Source organism: Sphingopyxis terrae subsp. terrae NBRC 15098 (genome assembly GCF_001598815.1).
Classification (GTDB): Bacteria; Pseudomonadota; Alphaproteobacteria; order Sphingomonadales; family Sphingomonadaceae; genus Sphingopyxis; species Sphingopyxis terrae.
The window spans coordinates 137089-153826 of the sequence record NZ_BCZQ01000018.1 but is presented as its reverse complement, the minus strand read 5'-3'; the positions used below and the strand labels follow the sequence as shown (position 1 = coordinate 153826).

Below are 16738 nucleotides of genomic sequence, written 5' to 3'. Positions count from 1 at the left end.
GCGTAGTCGACGGACGTTCTACCTTGCGCCACGCCAACGTGTCTCGACTTCGCTCGGGACGAACGGTTATGTGGCGGGATGGTGTTCTGGACCTACATGCTGCGCTGCTCCGACGGTCGCTATTACACGGGACACACCGATAATTTGGAACGCCGCATCGCTGAGCATCAACATGGCGGATTTTGCGATTTTACCTCGCGACGGAAGCCCGTGACTCTGGCTTGGTCGCAAGATTTTGCGACGCGCGTCGAAGCGCTGGAGGCAGAACGGCGCATCAAGCCTTGGTCGCGAGCCAAGAAGGAAGCGCTGATCCGCGGCGACTGGGCTATGGTGGGGCATTTCGCCAAACCGCCTAAAGAACGTCCTCCCCTGCCGGCTTCTGCCGAGACACACTCTCCCACTCCGTTCGCCCCGAGCGAAGTCGAGGGACGTGAGGCCGGGCGCAAACGTGTCTCGACTTCGCTCGACACGAACGGGATTGGGATGATGGCTCGCCAAGTGAGGGGAGAAGAATGACCCTCACCCCGCAATGGCTGGACGAATTGCGCTCGCGGATCACGCTGTCGACCCTGATCGGGCGGACGGTGAAGATCACGCGCGCGGGGCGCGAGTATAAGGCCTGTTGCCCTTTCCATAACGAAAAGACCCCCAGTTTCACGATCAACGACGAAAAGGGCTTCTACCACTGCTTCGGCTGCTCGGCGCATGGCGATGCGATCCGCTGGATGACCGATCAGCGCGGCCTGTCGTTCATGGACGCGGTCAAGGAACTCGCTGCCGAGGCGGGGATGGACGTCCCCGCCCCCGACCCGCGCGCCGCGAAAAAGGCCGAGGAGCAGGCGAGTCTGCGCGACGTGGTGCAGGGCGCGGCCGACTGGTTCGCGCAGCAGCTTGAAAGCACCAACGGTGCCCCGGCGCGCGACTATCTGGCGAGGCGCGGCATTTCGGACGCCACCCGCCGCGCCTTTGCCTTCGGCCTCGCACCCGACAGTCGCAGCGCGCTGAAAGAGGCGCTCAAGAAATTCCCCACCGCGATGCTGGTGGAGTCCGGCATGCTCATCGCCGTCGACGACAAAGAGCCTTACGACCGCTTCCGCGGCCGGCTGATGATCCCGATCCGCGATGCACGCGGGCGCGTGATCGCGTTCGGCGGCCGGATCCTGGGCGACGGCGAACCCAAATATCTGAACTCGCCCGATACGCCGCTCTTCGACAAGGGGCGCACGCTCTTCAATCTCGACAAGGCAAGCCCCGCGTCGCGCCAGACGAACCGGGTGATCGTCGTCGAAGGCTATATGGACGTCATCGCGCTCGCCGAAGCGGGGATCGCCGACGCCGTTGCGCCGCTCGGCACCGCGCTGACCGAGAACCAGCTCGGCATGTTGTGGCGGATGGTTTCCGTGCCGCTGCTCTGCTTCGACGGCGACAATGCCGGGCAAAAGGCCGCGATGCGCGCGGCAACGCGCGCGCTGCCGCTGCTCCGCCCGGGCTTCAGCCTTGCCTTCGCGACCCTGCCGGCGGGGCAGGATCCCGACGACCTTGTCCGCGCCAAGGGCGCCGCAGGCTTTGCCGCCATCCTCGACGAGGCGCAGCCGCTCGTCGAACGGCTGTGGGCGCATGAGGTTGCGGCGGGGCCGCTCACCACCCCCGAAGAGCGCGCGGCGCTCAAGACGCGGCTGCTCGCCCATGCCGACGCGATCCAGGATGCCGACGTGCGGCACCATTATCGCGAGGCGTTTCGCGAGCGGCTCGACGCGCTGTTCGCGCGCCCGCGCGCCGAGCGTGGCGGGCGCGTGCCCTGGGCGCCGCAGGCATCACGCGGGGGCGGGCGCCGCTTCGCGCCGGACCCGCGCCTGCAACCTCCGGCCGACGAGACGCGTTCCATCGGCAAGGCCGGAATCGCGGCGCCGCTCGCCGCGGCGTTGCTCGGCGGACTGCTCCGCTATCCGCAGGCGATCGCCCGCAATGAAGAGGCGCTCATACGGCTCGCTGTGCCCGATTCTGCCGACGCCGAACTGCTCCGCGCAATACTTGACAGCGCGGCAGCGCAAGAAGGGCTTGATACCGAGGGGTTGCTTGCCATATTGGAGCCAATGAAAGTGTATAATAGGGCGACGACATTGCTCAGAGCCGACGGAATGCACTTCTCATTCAATCGAAGGCTCGAAGGCGAAGAGGTTGAAGCGGCTCGGGAAATCGCGCTGCGTGACCTTGACGAATATATCGGCGTGCTCGTGACGCAGCCTGAAATCCGCGCTCGGCTTTCCGAGGCGACCGCGGACTATATGCGCACGATGGACGACGAGGGCCATGCCCGACAGCAAAAGCTGCGCGCGATGGATGAGGAACTGACCCGCCGCCTGGCCGCGCTGTCCGACAGCAGCCAGAGCTGACATATATTGCCCCAAGGCAGGAACGACTGAAGCATATGGCCACCAAGAACACCGAAGCCGACACCGACGCGCCGCTGATCGACCTCAACGAGGCCGACGTCAAAAAGCTGATCGCGCGCGGCAAGAAGCGCGGCTACCTGACCTACGACGAGCTCAACGAAGCCCTGCCGCAGGATCAGATGTCTTCGGAGCAGATCGAGGATATCATGTCGGCGATTTCCGACATGGGCATCAACATCGTCGAAAGCGACGAGGATGTGCAGGAAGAAGCCGAACAGGAAAGCGATGACGATATCGACGTCAGCGCCAACACGGGGTCGGTGTCCAATCCCGCGATCGAAAAGAAGAAGGAAACGGTCGATCGCACCGACGACCCGGTGCGCATGTATCTGCGCGAAATGGGCGCGGTCGAGCTTTTGAGCCGCGAAGGTGAAATCGCGATCGCGAAGCGCATCGAGGCGGGCCGCGACACGATGATCCTCGGCCTGTGCGAAAGCCCGCTGACCTTCAACGCGATCATCGAATGGTCGAACGCGCTCAACAACGGCGACATGCAACTGCGCGAGATCGTCGACCTCGAAGCGATGTTGTCGAAGGATCCGGCGCCCGAAAACCTCGATGACGAGGGTGAAGGCGACGACGGCGAAATCAGCGAAAAGACCGCGGGCGTCTCGTTCAAGGACGAGGACGAGGTCGAGGAAGAACCTTCGGCTGACGGCGATGACGAGGACGGCGAAGGCTCGTCGGGCAAGCGCGAAAGCTTTGAGGAAGACGACGAGGACAACACGCTGAGCCTCGCCGCGATGGAAGAATTGCTCAAGCCCGACGCGCTCGAGAAATTCGCTAATATCACCAAGAGCTTCAAGGCGTTCCAGAAGCTTCAGGACGCCCGGCTCGAGGCGCTGTCGACGGCGGGCGACTTCCCCGACGCGCAGGAAAAGAAATATCACAAGCTGCGCGAGGAACTTACCGCGCAGGTCGAAAGCGTGCAGTTCCACGGTACCAAGATCGAATATCTGGTTGACCAGCTTTACAGCTACAACCGGCGCCTGACTGCGCTCGGCGGCCAGATGCTGCGCCTTGCCGAACGCCATAAGGTGCCGCGCAAGGCCTTCCTCGACCATTATGTCGGGCGGGAACTCGAAGAAAACTGGCTCGACGAAGTCGGCAAGCTCGACAAGAAGTGGGCGGCGTTCGCCGAGAATGAGGGCGCGGCGGTCGACCGCATCCGGACCGAGATTTCGGAAATCGCCCAGGCGGCGGGCATGAGCCTGCCCGAGTTCCGCCGCGTCGTGAACATGGTCCAGAAGGGCGAGCGCGAAGCGCGCATCGCCAAGAAGGAAATGGTCGAGGCGAACCTGCGTCTCGTGATCTCGATCGCGAAGAAATATACCAACCGCGGCCTGCAGTTCCTCGACCTCATTCAGGAAGGCAATATCGGCCTGATGAAGGCGGTCGACAAATTCGAGTATCGCCGCGGCTACAAGTTCAGCACCTATGCGACCTGGTGGATCCGGCAGGCGATCACCCGCTCGATCGCCGACCAGGCGCGTACGATCCGCATCCCGGTCCATATGATCGAGACGATCAACAAGCTGGTGCGCTGCAGCCGCCAGTTCCTCCACGAAAGCGGCCGCGAGCCGACGCCGGAGGAAATGGCCGAGCGTCTGTCGATGCCGCTCGAAAAGGTCCGCAAGGTGATGAAGATCGCCAAGGAGCCGATCAGCCTCGAAACGCCGATCGGCGACGAGGAAGACAGCCACCTCGGCGATTTCATCGAGGACAAGAATGCCGTCATCCCGGTCGACGCTGCGGTGCAGTCGAACCTCAAGGAAACGGTTACGCGCGTTTTGGCGTCGCTGACGCCGCGCGAGGAACGGGTACTGCGCATGCGCTTCGGCATCGGCATGAACACCGACCATACCCTTGAAGAGGTCGGCCAACAGTTCAGCGTGACGCGCGAACGTATCCGCCAGATCGAAGCGAAGGCACTGCGCAAGCTCAAGCATCCGAGCCGCAGCCGCAAGATGCGCAGCTTCCTCGACCAATAGGGCGATCCGCACCGAAAAATCAGACACCCCGCCCCAACCGGCGGGGTGTTTTGCTTCGGCCTCGGCGTGACATTTTTGCTGCATCGCACAAAAATCTGGCGCAGCATCTTAAAATTTTCATCTTTCCCAACCAGATGAGACGCCGTCGGCGTATCGCTTCAGCCTCGGTTCAGGCGATCACGCCGATTGGCACATTGTCCCGATTGATGGGAATAATTTCAACAAACACGGGCGTATTCCTCAAGCAGGGATGCAAAAAAGCCCGGAAAATGGAGAGAATGACCAATTGGCACGCCCATTGCTTAGTCATGGGCAGGAGCGGCCTCCCCACCGCCGCCAAGAGGAAAGACCGAACGATGGCAAACGAAAACCAGAATATCTTCTCCCGCCAGGACACCTTCTTCGGCATCTGCGAAGCGGTGGGCCAGGATTTCGGCTTCAACCCCCTGTATCTGCGTCTCGCGTTCGTCGCACCGCTCTTCTTCTTCCCGGTGCAGACCTTCGCGGCCTATTTCGGCCTCGGCCTGATCGTGCTCGCGTCGCGCTTCTTCTTCCCGTCGCAGCGCGCTGCCGATACGGTCGACGCCCCGGCGCTCGCCGAAGCGGCGCCGGCTGCCAAGACCGAAAAGGCCGAGGAACTAGCGCTCGCTGCCTGATTCGAACCGGGGCCGGCTCTCCCTCTCCCTTGCACCGGCCCCGCCCATGTTGCGGCGCTCCACTGGACCGCAACAGCGCAGGGACCGGCAGCTCAACCCGCTGCCGGTCCCTTTGCGCGTTGAACCGAGGCCCGCTGTGCAGGAGTGGGACAGAAGCACCTGAAATCGCTCGCCCCTCATAAACGCGACGTTTACGACGTTCGGCTAATGCTGATCCCCTGATTTGCAACGGCGCCGGTCGCAAGAGCCGCCGCAACAGACGAGGATGCAGCCTTGAGCCAGTCGCCCCAGCCCCAGGCCCAGACGCGCGGCATTGCCGAACTGCTCGACACGCTCGTCGCGAGCGAGGGAACGGGCGCGCACGGCCATGTCAAATCGGGTGCGCTGTCGAGCGGCCCCGACGCGATGCGCAACCTTGCCGACGCGGTCCATTTTCTCTGCCTGCTCCACGGCCGCTATCCCGGCATCGTCGATAGCGCGGCGCGCAAGGCGGTCGATGCGGCATCGCGCAAATGGATGGACGAAACCGCGCAAGCCTTTGCGCAGGAACGCGCCTTCCTGTCGAAAATCGCGGCCGCGGTCGGTCCGGTGCCGAGCACGCAGGGCCAAGCCCAGTGCGAGGCGGCAGTCGCCGCGCAGCGCAAGGCGCTCGACATGCTCGCCGAATCCGATCGCAATGGCTGCGCGATTGGCGCGGCGATCGCGCTGACACTCGATTGGCGGACGATCCGCGTCCTGCTCGACATCAGTGCCCAGCGGCTTGAAATGAAAGTCCCACGCTGCACCCTGCCCGACCTGCGCGAAACCGCTCGTCTTGCCAATGCCGTCGCCGAAACACCGGCGGTCGAGCGCGCGATGGCCTTTGGCGCACAGCAGCTCATCGCACAGCACAGCGGCCTGTGGGATCTGATGGCCGCCCGCGCCGCCAGCCGCACGCACGCCTGACCGGGAACGTCCACGCCGCGGCAGTCGTGGCGACGCTCCGCTTGCACCCTTCCCTCGCGCTCGCTATGCCCATCCCGGTTGACGTTCACGTTAAGGGAAAGGGCGAGCCGCCATGCGCTTCGAAGGAACCAGCGCCTATATTGCAACCGACGACCTGAAGGTCGCGGTCAATGCCGCGACAATGCTGCGCCGCCCGCTGCTCGTGAAGGGCGAACCCGGCACCGGCAAGACCGTGCTGGCCGAAGAAGTTGCCAAGGCGTTCGGTGCGCCGCTGATCACCTGGAACATCAAATCGACGACCAAGGCGCAGCAGGGCCTCTATGAATATGACGCGGTTGCGCGCCTGCGCGACGGACAGCTCGGCGAAGAGCGCGTCCACGACATCCGCAACTATATCAAAAAGGGCAAGCTGTGGGAGGCCTTCACCTCCGAGCAGCTGCCGGTGCTGCTGATCGACGAGATCGACAAGGCCGATATCGAATTTCCGAACGATCTGCTTCAGGAACTCGATCGCATGGCGTTCCACGTCTATGAAACCAACGAAACGGTGACCGCGCGCGAACGCCCGATCGTCGTCATCACTTCGAACAATGAAAAGGAACTGCCCGACGCCTTCCTGCGCCGCTGTTTCTTCCATTACATCAAATTCCCCGATCGCGACACGATGGCCGAAATCGTCGAGGTCCACTTCCCCGGCATCCAGAAAACGCTCGTCAGCCGCGCGATGGACATCTTCTACGACGTGCGCGACGTGCCCGGGCTCAAGAAAAAGCCCTCGACCAGCGAGCTAATCGACTGGCTGAAGCTGCTGCTCGCCGAGGACATGCCGCTTGAGGTGCTGCAGAACCGCGACGTCGGCAAAGCGATCCCGCCGCTCCACGGCGCGCTGCTCAAGAATGAGCAGGATGTGATGCTGTTCGAAAAGCTCGCCTTCATGGCGCGGCGGCAGGGTAGCTGAGCCGCCTCGCTCGCAAGGACCGCCGTTAAAGCTGGTAGGCAACCTCGACGTCGCCCCAGCGGCGACCGTTGATGATCGCGGGCATATAGACGTTGCGCACCGTCACATAGTTGGTGCCATCGCCTTCCTGGCGGTACACCGACATGAAGAAGGGCGCGCTGCTGCGCTTTGCCGCCGCGTCGACATCGTCGAACAGGATGCGGCCGTTGCGGCAATGCGCGGTGTCATGTTCCAGATCGCCCGTCGGCGCGCGCGAACATTCGGTGATGTGCGTCGGCAGGAAGCCATTCATGTCGCCCGCCGACGACATCTTGATTTCGGGATGCTGCGCCACGGTGCGGTCGAACAGTGGCCGCCAATGGGCGTCGGCCCAGTCGCAAAGGCTGGTACGGAAGCGTTCGGGGTTGGATCCCGGCACGCGCACATAATTGGTATCGAACAATTGCTCCATCGTCAGCTCGCCGCGCGCCAGCGCCGCTTCGGCCAAGGCGACGAATTCGTCGCGGACGGACGCAGCCAGATCGACGATCGCGCTGTCCTGGGGGCTGACGCCGGCGGAAATCACCGCGTTGAACATGCGGTTCGACACATTTTCCATCGTCAGGATCGAATCGCGCGTCCTGTTCAGCGTTGCGCCATTGTCGCGCACCGATCCGACGACGCGGTCGAGCGCCTCGCGCACCTTGGCGCCATTGGCGTGCACCATCGCGCTCGATTGCGCGATGCGGTCGCTCTGATCGTCGAGCAGCGCGACGAGGTGCGTCGCATCGTGCAGCGCATCGGTGATCGTCTCGAACTGCGCCTCCGCGCGCCCCGACTGCTCGACCCCCGACTGGATTTCGGTGACGAGACCGGCGGCTTCGGTCGACAGGCTGCCGATCGAACGGCGGATTTCATCGGTGGCGCTGCGCGTATTCTGCGCCAGCTTCTTCACCTCAGCGGCGACGACGGCAAAGGTGCGGCCGGCATCGCCCGCGCGCTCGGCCTCGATCGCGGCGTTAAGCGCGAGCATGTTGGTGGTCTTGGCAATCTGCTCGATCGACTGGCTGACCTGCTGGACCTGCTCCATCACCGACGCGAAATTGGTGACATGCGTGCCCAGCCGCGCGACCAGATCGATGACCGAGCGGAATTCGGTGACCGCGCTGTTGACGCGCTCGGCCCCGGCGTCGAGCTGTTCGCACGCACGCGCCGACAAGAGCTTCGCCTCGTCGGTCGAATCGGCAATCTGGCGCTGGTCGGCCTCCAGGCTGACGACATAATCCTCCAGCCGGCCCAGTTCCGAAATCTGGCGCTGCATCTGGTCGGTGGCACGCTGGATCTGGCCCGCGGCATCGCTGCAGCCGACGGCAAGCTCGCCACAGTCGCTGGCAACCGACTGGTCGAGATTCTGCGCGGCGGAACTGATCGGTTCGAATTTCATTGGCGCACCCACTTGTGACTCCGGGCGAACCTTGGCGCAGATTGGTTAATGCCGCGTCAACGCTTGATCGGGACCAGTTCGATCAAAGCCTTGCTTCGAGTTGGGCGAGCAGCGCCTGCACCGGCCGCGCCGCTTCGTCGGCGGTCCATCCCGCCTCGATCCGCGCGATACGATCGAACAGGCGCTCGCTCGCCGCGACGATCCTCTGAAGATTATCGTCGAAATGCGCGCACAGCGCATGATCGGCGGGAACCGGGGTGCCGATATGCGCCGCGCTGTCCTCGGGGCCGGCACCGGGATCGCCGGCGAACATGGCGCGGCGGTGGAGCAGCCAGGCGATGATGTGCATCAGCCGCGTTGTCGTCTTCAGCGATTCGCACGCCAGCCCGACCTGCAGGATCGGATCGCGCGCCACCGCCTCGAAATCGCGATGCGCGCGGAAAGCGGCATGCGCCTCGTCGGCGAGCAGCATCGCCTCGACATAGAGATTTTCGACCTGCGCGCGCTGCACCGGCTGCGCCGCCATGCCGTTCCGGATCGGTCCCCTGAACATCGGCATCGAATGCCACGCCACGCCGCCGCCCCGCAAGGACGCTAACCATGATTTTAGGGAGCGTCCCGTTTTGAATCAGGCGATTATGTCGGGCAGCAACTGATCCTCGCACCAGCTGATTTCGTCGCGCAGCTTGAGCTTGCGTTTCTTCATCCGGGCGAGCTGGAGCTGATCGGGAACTGTGGCGTCGCCCAGTGCGATGATCGCGGCATCGAGATCGCGATGCTCGAGCCGAAGCAGTTCCAGGCGCTGGGCAATTTCTTCCGGGTTCACGCCGCTTCCCTGCCACGATCACGGCCCGTCCGCAACGGGGACCATCTGGCCGAAACGCGACCATCCGGGCGGGACAAGCGGGGCGAATCATGCTTTACTCGGAGCTGCCAACCGAGTCGAAAAGGAGAATGGCCTATGAGCAGCTCGCACCTTTCCGCCCTGAAGTCCCGCCACGCGGACCTCGACGCGAAAATTGCGAATGAAGAGCGCCGCCCCGCCCCGGACATGGCCTTGCTGGCGCAAATGAAGAAGCAGAAACTCAAGATCAAGGAAGAGCTGCTCGCCGAAACCTGAGGCGAGCCGAGCGCTATCGCCCGCTGATGCCTTTCGACGCGAAACGCATCAGCGTCGGCGGTAGAGCGTAGCCTTCTTGTCGAGCGCCGAAATATAGGCCGGAACGTCCATCTTCTGAACCACCTGCCGCCGCACCGCATGCGGATCGATCGGTCGGTCGAACGCCACCCCGAACTTGCCTTCGCCTACCCAGACGATATGCCCCGGCACAAAGCCGATATTGCGCAGTTCGATCTCGGCCGTTGCGCCTTGGGCGAGCCCCGGCACGACGGCTTCGGCCAGCATGCCGCCCGCCGACAGGTTGCGCACACGCACCGTCACGGGCCTGGACTGACCCGGAAACAAAAGATTGGCCTGCATGAACAGGCTGTCGCGGTCGGCGCTGCGCGACAGCGAAGCGACCTCTTCGTCCAGCGTTGATGGTATGCGCGATTCCATGGCGACCCGTTCCCCGAATTGCGTTCGGAGCGACCCTAGGGCCCGGTACTTTACCGAATCGTAAACAGCAGCGCTTCTGTCCCGATTGGGATCAGTCTTCGCGCGAAATCCGCTCGTTGCGTTCGTGGCGCTCCTGCGCTTCCAGCGTCATCGTCGCGATGGGACGCGCTTGCAGGCGAGCGAGCGAAATCGGTTCGCCGGTCACCGCGCAATAGCCATATTCGCCTTCGTCGATGCGGCGCAGCGCCGAATCGATCTTCGCGATCAGCTTGCGCTGGCGGTCGCGCGTCCGCAGCTCGATCGCCCAGTCGGTCTCGCTCGAGGCACGATCGGCAAGATCGGGCTCGCGCAGCGGGCCGTCCTGCAAATGCGCCAGGGTCGATTCGGATTCGGTGAGGATCGACTTCTTCCAGGCGAGCAGCAGGTTGCGGAAATATTCCTGCTGCCGCTCGTTCATGAACGGCTCGTCATCGCTGGGAACATAATCCGAATCGAGATTGGACTTGGCTTCGCGGAGAGCGTCGGCACCTACTTCGGCAACATTGGTCGGCATGAGGAGCGTCCAAGTCCTTTCCTGATCGCCTGGCTCGCCGAGCTTGGCGAACCAAGGATTGCGCCGGGCCTATAACCAGCCCTCCGATGCGATACAAGCGCGAAGCGGACCGCTTGCCCGCGCGCGGCTGAAGCAGTGCTGAACCGGCCCGACGGAGGCACCCTCACGACAAGCCGCGCCCCAGCTCCCTCGACCGCCGCATGCCGCTGCAAATTAACCGGTTGAGGCCATTTGGCGTAAAACACGTATTGTTTTGGGACAGTTACGCGCATTTCGGTTGATTTCGCGTATCAATTCCCGCTGTCGGACAATCAAACGCGGTTAACGCAATTGCCGCGTTCACAAAGCTTTGGCCTTTTGGCGCTAGCGAAGGCGCGCACGGGTGTCGGTCAACGACATGGGGCGCACCTGCAACGGGAAAGAGAGAGTAACCTATGTCTGTCCGAATGGCCCTCGCCAAGCTTTGTGCCTGCACCTGCGGCGGCGCGATCATCGGTAGCGGCGCGATGCAGATCGCCGACGTGCCGGCGGCGGCTGCACAGGTCCAGAAATCGGGCTCCTGTTGCAAGAAGGTCGTGCGCAAGCGCTACGTGGCGAAGAAGCCCGTCAAGCGCGTCCGGCGCGTCGTCACGACCAAGCGCGTCATTCGTACCGTGACCCCGCAGCAGCAGGTCGTCACGCAGACGATCCCTCTGCCCCCGATCCCCTATGCCCCCTTCCCGCCGCGCGGCGAAGGCTTTGGCGGCGGCAGCAGCGGCGGCGGCGTGACCGTTATCGGCGGCGGCTTTGGCGGCGGCTTCGGCGGCGGCTTCTTCGGCGGTTTCTTCGGCGGCAGCTCGGGTGGCAGCAGCGGCAGCGTGGTTGTTACCTCGACCACCACCGGCGGCCTCAGCTCGACTACCAGCAGCACCTCGGGCGGCGTTTCGACGTCGACGGGCGGGGTGAGCACCTCGACCTCGACCGGCGGCGTTTCAACCTCGACGGGCGGCATCAGCTCGACCACGTCGACGGGCGGCGTCAGCACCTCCACCGGCGGCGTTTCGACCTCGACCGGTGGCGTCAGCACCTCGACGGGCGGCGTATCGACCTCCACAGGCGGCGTGAGCACCTCGACCGGCGGCGTTTCGACCTCGTCGGGCAATGTCAGCTCCTCTTCGTCGAGCAGCAGCTCGTCGTCGAGTTCCTCGTCCTCCTCTTCTTCCTCGTCGTCGAGCTCGTCGTCGTCGGGCGGTGGCAGCTCGCACGGCAGCTCTGGTTGGGGCAGTTCGTCGAAAGGCGGCTCCTCGCATGGCAGCTCTGGCTGGGGCAGCTCGTCGAAAGGCGGAAGCTCGTCGCACGGCGGGTCGTCGTCGCACGGCGGAAGCTCGGGCAGCTCGGGCGGTTCGGGCAGCAGCAGCTCCTCAAGCTCGTCGTCGAGCAGCAGTTCCTCTTCATCGAGCAGCAGTTCGTCGAGCGGCGCGACCTCGTCGGGCGCGACCGGTGGCAGCAGCAGTTTCGGCGGATCGAGCAGCAGCTCGTCGTCGTCATCTTCGTCGAGCAGCAGCTCGTCGAGCTCATCCTCCTCGTCCAGTTCCGGCGGCAGCACGAGCAGCGGATCGTCCGGTGATCCAACCCCTGTTCCTGCGCCTCCGATGATGCTATTGTTCGGTGCAGCAGCAGCCGCGCTCGTCGCGCGCCGCCGTGCCGCGAATCGCAACGGCGACGAAGCTGACGCGGCCTAACGAATCCACTGGAGGTCATGGGGGGGGAGACCCAGACCACCTTCTGGGGGCCACTCTTAGGGGTGGCCCCCTTTTTTGCGTCCCGATGATATCCGCGCAGGGTTGCGCCGCGAAGGCAGCAACGCCATAGCGCGGCGATGCACGATATCCGCCTGATCCGGGAAAACCCGCAAGCTTTCGACGCCGGCCTCGCGCGCCGCGGCTTCGAACCCATGTCCGCGACGATCCTCGCCGCCGACGCCGAATTGCGTGCGCTCCAGACCGCGATCCAGGCATCGCTGGCGCGCCGCAACGAAGCATCGACGCTGATCGGCCAGGCGATGGCACAGGGTGACAGGGATCGTGCCGAATCGCTCAAGAGCGAGGTCGCCGCGCTAAAGGAAAAGCTCCCGGCAGAGGAACAGGCCGAACGCGACCGGCTCGCCGCACTGCAGGACATATTGGCGGCGCTGCCCAACCTGCCGGCCGACGACGTGCCTGATGGCCTCGACGAAGAGGGTAATGTCGAAATCGCGCGCTGGGGAACGCCGCGCAGCTTCGATTTCCAGCCGCTCGAACATGCCGATTTCGGTCCCGCGCTGGGGCTGGATTTCGAAACCGCGGCCAAGATGTCGGGCGCGCGCTTCGCGTTTCTGAAAGGGCAGATGGCGCGACTCGAACGCGCGCTCGGCCAGTTCATGCTCGACATGCAAACGGGCGAGCCGGGCTATGTCGAATGCGCAACGCCGCTGATGGTGCGCGACGAGGCGGCGTTCGGGACCACGCAACTGCCCAAATTCCGTGAAGACCTGTTCCAGACCACCGACGGTCGCTGGCTGATCTCGACCTCCGAGATGAGCCTGACCAATGCGGTGCGCGAAGAGATCCTGCCCGAGGCCGACCTTCCCGTCCGCATGACCGCGCTCACGCCCTGCTTCCGGTCGGAGGCTGGATCGGCGGGGCGCGACACGCGCGGATATATCCGCCAGCACCAGTTCTGGAAGGTCGAGCTTGTCTCGATCGTCCGGCCCGAGGATGCGGACGCCGAACTCGAACGCAAGACCCGCTGCGCCGAAGCGGTGCTCGAAGCGCTCGGCCTGCCCTATCGCAAGATGCTGCTATGTGCGGGCGACATGGGCTTTGCGGCGCGCAAGACCTATGACCTCGAAGTCTGGCTGCCGGGCCAGGGCGCCTATCGCGAGATTTCGAGCTGCTCGAACTGCGGCGATTTCCAGGCGCGCCGGATGAACGCCCGCTTCCGCCGCGACGGCGCCAAGGCGAATGAATTCGTTCATACGCTCAATGGGTCGGGGCTTGCGGTCGGGCGCACGCTCGTCGCCATCCTGGAAAATTATCAGCAAGCCGACGGCAGCGTCGATGTGCCGCCCGCGCTCTTGCCCTATATGGGCGGGATCACGCGGCTGGTGCCCTGATCCGTCATTGCGGGCGCAGCGAAGCAATCTCCAGCCTTCGACCAAGCGCAGATATTCCGCTGGAGATTGCTTCGTCGCTGCGCTCCTCGCAATGACACAAAGCCTGGAAAAGACATGCGCATCCTTCTGACCAACGACGACGGTTATCACGCCCCCGGCATGGCGGTGCTCGAAGCGATCGCGCGCCAGCTTTCCGACGACATCTGGATCTGCGCGCCGGCAGAGGAGCAGTCAGGCGCCGGCCACTCGCTCACCCTCTCGCGTCCGGTGCGCGTGCGCGAGCATGGCGAACGGCGCTGGTCGTGCACCGGCACGCCGACCGATTCGGTGATGATCGCGATGGGCAAGCTGATGCCCGACAAGCCCGACCTGATCCTCTCGGGCGTCAATCGCGGCGCGAACCTTGGCGACGACATCACCTATTCGGGGACCGTTTCGGCGGCGATCGAGGGGGCGCTGGCAGGCATCCCCGCCATCGCGCTGAGCCAGGTCTATGCGCGCGAAGGCATGGGTGACGCCGTGCCGTTCGAGGCGGCCGAGGCATGGGGTGCCAAGGTGCTGCGCCCGCTCGTCGCCATGGCGATGACGCCGCGAACGCTGATCAACATCAATTTCCCCGCCATCCCCGCCGAAGCGGTGAAGGGCATACGCGTCGTGCGGCAGGGCTTCCACGATTACAGCCGCGGCTCGATCGTCGAGGGCACCGACCCGCGCGGCTATCGCTATTACTGGTTCGGGCTGCACGGGATCGAACATTCGCCCGGCCACGACACCGACCTCGAGGCGATCGACGATGGCTATATCGCCGTGACCCCGCTGCAGCTCGACCTCACCCACGATGCCTCGCTCGCCGCGCTGCGCGGGGCCTATGCCGCCGGGCTGGCTTCGGATTAACCATAGTAGCTTTCCCCGCGCGGCTCTGCCAAAGGGACGCAGTGGGGAAAATTCATCATTATATCGGCGCGTTGACCGGCGCCCTCTTCCTGTCGGCCTGTATTCCGGCCACCACCGCTCCGGCTCCGCGCGCCCCTTCGGCTGCGCATAAGGCGCCGGCCTCCGACTTCGAGCGGGGTTCGCTCGGGGAGGTTGTCGGCGGCGACGCGCGACCGACCTGGACGCTTCAGCCTGTCGCGGCCAACGCCCGCGATATTGCCGCTTCGACCTATATCGTGCGCCCCGGCGACACGCTGCGCGCGATCGGTGCGATGACCGGTGCGGGGTCCGAGGCCATCGCGATGGAGAACGACCTTGCGCCGCCCTATACGCTGCGCCCTGGGCAACAACTGCGGATTCCGGCGGGTCGCTACCACCGCGTCGCCGCGGGCGAGACCGGCATCGGCATCGCCCATGCCTATGGCGTCGATTGGGGCGAGGTGCTGACGATCAACGCGCTTGCCGAGCCCTATATCCTGCGCGTCGGCCAGCGCTTGCGCCTGCCCGCGTCGGCCCGGCCGCTGACACCGGAACAGGTCGATGTCGCCGCGCGCGCCGCCGCCTTCCGTCTCGATATCGACGATATCATGACCGGCAGCCAGCCCGCACTCGCCGCTAAAACGCGTCCCGCCGCCGCCAGCGCCGCGCCGCGCGCGCCCGTCACCACCGCCATCGCGCCGCCCGCCGCCTTTTCGGGTCGTTTCCAATGGCCGCTGCGGGGCAAGCTGATCGCACGTTTCGGGCCGCTTGCGCCCGGCAAGGTCAATGACGGGATCAACATCGCCGCCGCGCGCGGGACGCCGATCCATGCCGCGGCGGCCGGGGTGGTCGCCTATGCCGGCGATCAGATCGCGGTGTATGGCGGCCTGATCCTGATCGACCATGGCGGCGGCTGGATGAGCGCCTATGGCCATGCGGCCAAGATCAACGTCCAGCGCGGACAGGCAGTCAAGGCGGGCGAGGTGATCGGCCTCGCCGGCGCCACCGGGCAGGTGCAATCGCCGCAACTCCATTTCCAGCTCCGCAAGAATCGGATACCCGTCGATCCGATGAAGCAGTTGCCGCCGCGATGAGCCGTCGTCCGTCCGACCGACTGAAGCTCCAGCACCGGTTTCAACCGCTGCGCCGCGCGAGCAAATGGCCCGTCTGGGCGGATGTCACCGCGCGGCTCGGCCTTGCCTTCCTGCTGATCGCCTTCGTTGTTCTGGTTCACTGGATCGATCGCGCCGGACTGAAGGACAGCCACGACGGCCACATCAGCTTCCTCGACGTCGTCTATTTCACGATGATTTCTGTCACGACCACCGGGTTCGGCGATATTGCGCCGGTATCGGACCGCTCGCGCCTGATCGAGGCGCTGATCGTGACCCCGATCCGCATCGCCGTGCTCTTCATCTTTGTCGGCACGGCCTATAGTTTCGTCATCAAACGCACATGGGAAAAATGGCGCATGGCTCGCATCCAGGCAAAACTCACCGATCACATCGTCGTTCTGGGCTTCGGCGTCAGCGGCGGCGAGGCGGTTCACGAACTGATCGCGCGCGGCACCGATCCCGCTTGCATTGTCGTCATCGATCCGTCGCGCCAGCGCATCAATGCCGCCGAAGCGATGGGCTGCAACGTGCTGGAAGGCGATGCATCGAGCGACGAAACCTTGCTCGATGTGCGGATCGCGCAGGCCCGCTCGGTGCTGGTATCGGCGGGACGCGACGACACGTCGATCCTGATCGTCCTGACCGTCCGGCATCTTGCGCCGCAGGTACCGATCAGCGTCGTCATCCGGACTCAGGACAATGAATTGCTCGCGCGGCAAGCGGGTGCGAACGACGTCATCAACCCGGTCAGCTTCACCGGGCTACTGCTCGCCGGATCGGCGCAAGGCGCGCATATCGCCGATTATATGGCCGACCTTGCCTCGGTATCGGGCAAGGTGCAGCTCAACGAACGCCCGGTGCGGCCCGAGGAAATCGGCAAGAGCATCGACGAACTCGCCAGCGGCGGCCGCGGCCTGCGCATCTATCGCGGCGGTCAGCCGATCGGCTTCTGGGAAGCGGGTGCAAAATCCCTGCAGAGCGGCGACATATTGGTCGAAGTCATCCCGTGCGAGGCGTGCGAAGCCGATTAGGCTTAACGCC

At 64.5% G+C, this 16738-nt stretch carries 17 protein-coding genes; 11 read left to right on the top strand and 6 right to left on the bottom strand.

Features of this window, described 5'->3' with window-relative positions; all coding sequences use genetic code 11:
- Window positions 1-78: 78 nt before the first annotated feature.
- The 6 genes from STE01S_RS19715 (at window position 79) to STE01S_RS12255 (ending at window position 7003) form a co-directional block, all read left to right on the top strand.
- The gene (locus STE01S_RS19715) at window positions 79-516 is read left to right on the top strand and encodes a GIY-YIG nuclease family protein (RefSeq protein ID WP_082813317.1); all 438 of its coding nucleotides are present in this window, start codon (window positions 79-81) and stop codon (window positions 514-516) included.
- Window positions 513-2393 (top strand): DNA primase, encoded by a 1881-nt coding sequence (dnaG, locus tag STE01S_RS12275; protein WP_062767958.1) that lies wholly within the window; start codon window positions 513-515, stop codon window positions 2391-2393. Before STE01S_RS19715 ends, dnaG begins: the two co-directional genes overlap by 4 nt.
- A 35-nt stretch (window positions 2394-2428) precedes the next feature.
- The gene (gene rpoD / locus STE01S_RS12270) at window positions 2429-4444 is read left to right on the top strand and encodes an RNA polymerase sigma factor RpoD (protein ID WP_058813480.1); all 2016 of its coding nucleotides are present in this window, start codon (window positions 2429-2431) and stop codon (window positions 4442-4444) included.
- A gap of 356 nt (window positions 4445-4800) precedes the next feature.
- On the top strand, window positions 4801-5100 hold the full coding sequence (locus STE01S_RS20665) for a PspC domain-containing protein (RefSeq protein ID WP_003047358.1): 300 nt from the start codon (window positions 4801-4803) through the stop codon (window positions 5098-5100).
- Between the two features lie 273 nt (window positions 5101-5373).
- A complete protein-coding gene (locus tag STE01S_RS12260) occupies window positions 5374-6045 on the top strand; it encodes a DUF6975 family protein (protein ID WP_003047360.1) in 672 nt (223 codons plus the stop codon).
- Window positions 6046-6157: 112 nt separating this feature from the next.
- Entirely contained in the window at window positions 6158-7003 is an 846-nt protein-coding gene (locus STE01S_RS12255) for an AAA family ATPase (protein ID WP_003047362.1), read from the top strand.
- Between the two features lie 25 nt (window positions 7004-7028).
- On the opposite strand, the gene STE01S_RS12250 is transcribed toward STE01S_RS12255, so the two are convergent.
- From STE01S_RS12250 to STE01S_RS12240, 3 genes are all read right to left on the bottom strand, one after another.
- Window positions 7029-8426, bottom strand: coding sequence for a methyl-accepting chemotaxis protein (locus STE01S_RS12250; RefSeq protein WP_062767956.1), 1398 nt, complete (start codon window positions 8424-8426; stop codon window positions 7029-7031).
- A gap of 82 nt (window positions 8427-8508) precedes the next feature.
- A complete protein-coding gene (locus tag STE01S_RS12245; RefSeq protein WP_255265945.1) occupies window positions 8509-8979 on the bottom strand; it encodes a DUF1465 family protein in 471 nt (156 codons plus the stop codon).
- Between the two features lie 75 nt (window positions 8980-9054).
- Window positions 9055-9252, bottom strand: coding sequence for a YdcH family protein (locus tag STE01S_RS12240; protein ID WP_003047369.1), 198 nt, complete (start codon window positions 9250-9252; stop codon window positions 9055-9057).
- Between the two features lie 135 nt (window positions 9253-9387).
- On the opposite strand from STE01S_RS12240, the gene STE01S_RS19710 reads away from it, so the two are divergent.
- Window positions 9388-9546, top strand: coding sequence for a YdcH family protein (locus STE01S_RS19710; protein WP_003047371.1), 159 nt, complete (start codon window positions 9388-9390; stop codon window positions 9544-9546).
- 48 nt (window positions 9547-9594) lie between these two features.
- Here STE01S_RS19710 and STE01S_RS12235 read toward each other — a convergent pair whose 3' ends face one another.
- From STE01S_RS12235 to STE01S_RS20820, 3 genes are all read right to left on the bottom strand, one after another.
- Window positions 9595-9984, bottom strand: coding sequence for a PilZ domain-containing protein (locus tag STE01S_RS12235; protein ID WP_062767955.1), 390 nt, complete (start codon window positions 9982-9984; stop codon window positions 9595-9597).
- Between the two features lie 91 nt (window positions 9985-10075).
- Window positions 10076-10537 (bottom strand): RNA polymerase-binding protein DksA, encoded by a 462-nt coding sequence (dksA, locus tag STE01S_RS12230; protein WP_003047377.1) that lies wholly within the window; start codon window positions 10535-10537, stop codon window positions 10076-10078.
- Between the two features lie 706 nt (window positions 10538-11243).
- Window positions 11244-12233, bottom strand: coding sequence for a ribosomal eL19 family protein (locus STE01S_RS20820; RefSeq protein WP_255265944.1), 990 nt, complete (start codon window positions 12231-12233; stop codon window positions 11244-11246).
- Between the two features lie 162 nt (window positions 12234-12395).
- On the opposite strand from STE01S_RS20820, the gene serS reads away from it, so the two are divergent.
- The 4 genes from serS (at window position 12396) to STE01S_RS12205 (ending at window position 16728) form a co-directional block, all read left to right on the top strand.
- The gene (gene serS / locus STE01S_RS12220) at window positions 12396-13670 is read left to right on the top strand and encodes a serine--tRNA ligase (RefSeq protein ID WP_062767953.1); all 1275 of its coding nucleotides are present in this window, start codon (window positions 12396-12398) and stop codon (window positions 13668-13670) included.
- Between the two features lie 114 nt (window positions 13671-13784).
- A complete protein-coding gene (surE, locus tag STE01S_RS12215; protein WP_062767951.1) occupies window positions 13785-14564 on the top strand; it encodes a 5'/3'-nucleotidase SurE in 780 nt (259 codons plus the stop codon).
- Window positions 14565-14605: 41 nt separating this feature from the next.
- Window positions 14606-15676 carry a M23 family metallopeptidase gene (locus STE01S_RS12210; protein WP_062767949.1) on the top strand — a complete coding sequence of 357 codons (1071 nt, stop codon included), beginning with the start codon at window positions 14606-14608 and terminating at the stop codon, window positions 15674-15676.
- Window positions 15673-16728: a potassium channel family protein gene (locus STE01S_RS12205; RefSeq protein ID WP_003047390.1), complete on the top strand. Its 1056-nt coding sequence runs from the start codon at window positions 15673-15675 to the stop codon at window positions 16726-16728. The genes STE01S_RS12210 and STE01S_RS12205 overlap by 4 nt, the downstream gene beginning before the upstream one ends.
- Window positions 16729-16738 lie beyond the last annotated feature (10 nt).

Bases quoted from the DNA above. Each gene is read 5' to 3' on its own strand.
- STE01S_RS19715 (WP_082813317.1), top strand. From the start codon at position 79: ATGGTGTTCTGGACCTACATGCTGCGCTGCTCCGACGGTCGCTATTAC.
- dnaG (WP_062767958.1), top strand. From the start codon at position 513: ATGACCCTCACCCCGCAATGGCTGGACGAATTGCGCTCGCGGATCACG.
- rpoD (WP_058813480.1), top strand. From the start codon at position 2,429: ATGGCCACCAAGAACACCGAAGCCGACACCGACGCGCCGCTGATCGAC.
- STE01S_RS20665 (WP_003047358.1), top strand. From the start codon at position 4,801: ATGGCAAACGAAAACCAGAATATCTTCTCCCGCCAGGACACCTTCTTC.
- STE01S_RS12255 (WP_003047362.1), top strand. From the start codon at position 6,158: ATGCGCTTCGAAGGAACCAGCGCCTATATTGCAACCGACGACCTGAAG.
- STE01S_RS12250 (WP_062767956.1), bottom strand. From the start codon at position 8,426: ATGAAATTCGAACCGATCAGTTCCGCCGCGCAGAATCTCGACCAGTCG.
- STE01S_RS12245 (WP_255265945.1), bottom strand. From the start codon at position 8,979: ATGTTCAGGGGACCGATCCGGAACGGCATGGCGGCGCAGCCGGTGCAG.
- STE01S_RS19710 (WP_003047371.1), top strand. From the start codon at position 9,388: ATGAGCAGCTCGCACCTTTCCGCCCTGAAGTCCCGCCACGCGGACCTC.
- STE01S_RS12235 (WP_062767955.1), bottom strand. From the start codon at position 9,984: ATGGAATCGCGCATACCATCAACGCTGGACGAAGAGGTCGCTTCGCTG.
- dksA (WP_003047377.1), bottom strand. From the start codon at position 10,537: ATGCCGACCAATGTTGCCGAAGTAGGTGCCGACGCTCTCCGCGAAGCC.
- serS (WP_062767953.1), top strand. From the start codon at position 12,396: ATGCACGATATCCGCCTGATCCGGGAAAACCCGCAAGCTTTCGACGCC.
- surE (WP_062767951.1), top strand. From the start codon at position 13,785: ATGCGCATCCTTCTGACCAACGACGACGGTTATCACGCCCCCGGCATG.
- STE01S_RS12205 (WP_003047390.1), top strand. From the start codon at position 15,673: ATGAGCCGTCGTCCGTCCGACCGACTGAAGCTCCAGCACCGGTTTCAA.